We start from the raw sequence: 1,323 nt of genomic DNA on the forward strand, positions 1-1,323 counted from the left end.
GAAGTCCTCCATCCAGGCTCGCGCATCGGCCAAGGTGGCGAACCGCTCGGGGAAGGTCGGGGCGTACTTCACCGTCTTGAACAAGGCCTCACTAAACGGGTTGTCGTTCGAGACCCGCGGCCGCGAATGTGACCGGTCGACGCCGAGGTCCTCCAGCAGATGAGCCACCGTCTTCGACGTCATCGACGTCCCCCGGTCGGCGTGCACGACGTGCGGGATGCCGTGAACCCCGAACACCTCACGCATCATCTCCGCCGCCAGCGGCGCGGACTCGTGGGCGTGGACCCGGCACCCCACGATCATGCGGGAGAAAATGTCGATCATCACGTAGGCGTCGAACCACACCCCCCGCCTTGAGCCGGGCAATTTGGTGATATCCCACGTGTAGACCTGACCTGGGCCGGTGGCGGTCAATTCCGGACGAGCCCGGGCAGGATGCCGGGCCTGCCGACGACGGTCACGGACTTCGTTGTGCCGGCGCAGGATCCGATACATCGACGCGATCGAGCACAAGTATTCACCGCGTCCCAGCAAGGTGGCGTAGACCTCGGCTGGGGCCTGGTCGATGAACTCCGGACTGTGCAGCACAGCCAGGACCTGCTGCTCCTCGACGTCGGTGAGCTTGTTCTTCGGCGCCGAAGCGGTGCGCGGAACCAAGGGCAGCGGGGAGGGTAGCGCGACGGGTGATGAGCGCCTGGCCCGGTCCATCGTGGCACGGGCGATGCCCGTCAAGAGCGCCGCAGTGCGCATGGTGACCCCGGCAGTCCGCAACGTCGTGAAGGCGTTCATCAACGCGGTCCGCGCTGCTGCTCGTCCTGCCGTTCCTGCTCGCTCTTGGAGATCGAGGCCAAGAGCTCTCGTGCTTTTCCCATGATGTCCAGGGCGGTCTCGGTGGTGGCGAGTTTGCTGCGGGTCACCTCCAGTTCACGCTTCAAGCGGGCGATCTCGGCCTGCTCAGCGCTGGGTCGCCCAACCGGCGCGCCGTCGCTCTTGCCCTCGAGCAGTCCGGCGTCGCGGGCCCGGCGCCACTCCGACATCAGCGAGGAGTAGAGGCCTTCGCGTCGTAGGTAGCCCTCGCCGTCACCGATGGCGCGGGCGGCTTCGTAACCGTCGAGGTAGGCCTGCTTCTGAGCGGGGGTGAAGGAGCGCCGAGCGCGCGGGCGGTCAGCGCGCGGGCCTCTGCGGGAGGACGAGCCGGCAGTCACCTGTCCATCTTCGACCACGGGGGTGGGTGTCGTCACGGTCACGATCATGGTTCCGATCTCGCCCTGTCAGGAGAGGTTGCTACGAGCGGCTGGCCTCAACTCACCCTGACAGACAGGG

General features: G+C 66.8%; 2 protein-coding genes. Both read right to left on the reverse strand.

Annotated elements, in window-relative coordinates:
* Positions 1-789 (reverse strand): transposase (locus ACRYM0_RS20830; protein WP_432507758.1); only part of this gene is annotated, 789 nt, incomplete at its 3' end.
* Positions 789-1,241, reverse strand: a complete 453-nt coding sequence (locus tag ACRYM0_RS20835; protein WP_432507759.1) for a hypothetical protein — start codon at positions 1,239-1,241, stop codon at positions 789-791. The genes ACRYM0_RS20835 and ACRYM0_RS20830, both read right to left, overlap by 1 nt.
* Positions 1,242-1,323: the final 82 nt, after the last annotated feature.

Source organism: Kineococcus arenarius subsp. arenarius, from assembly GCF_050871845.1.
In the GTDB taxonomy this organism is placed as follows: domain Bacteria; phylum Actinomycetota; class Actinomycetes; order Actinomycetales; family Kineococcaceae; genus Kineococcus.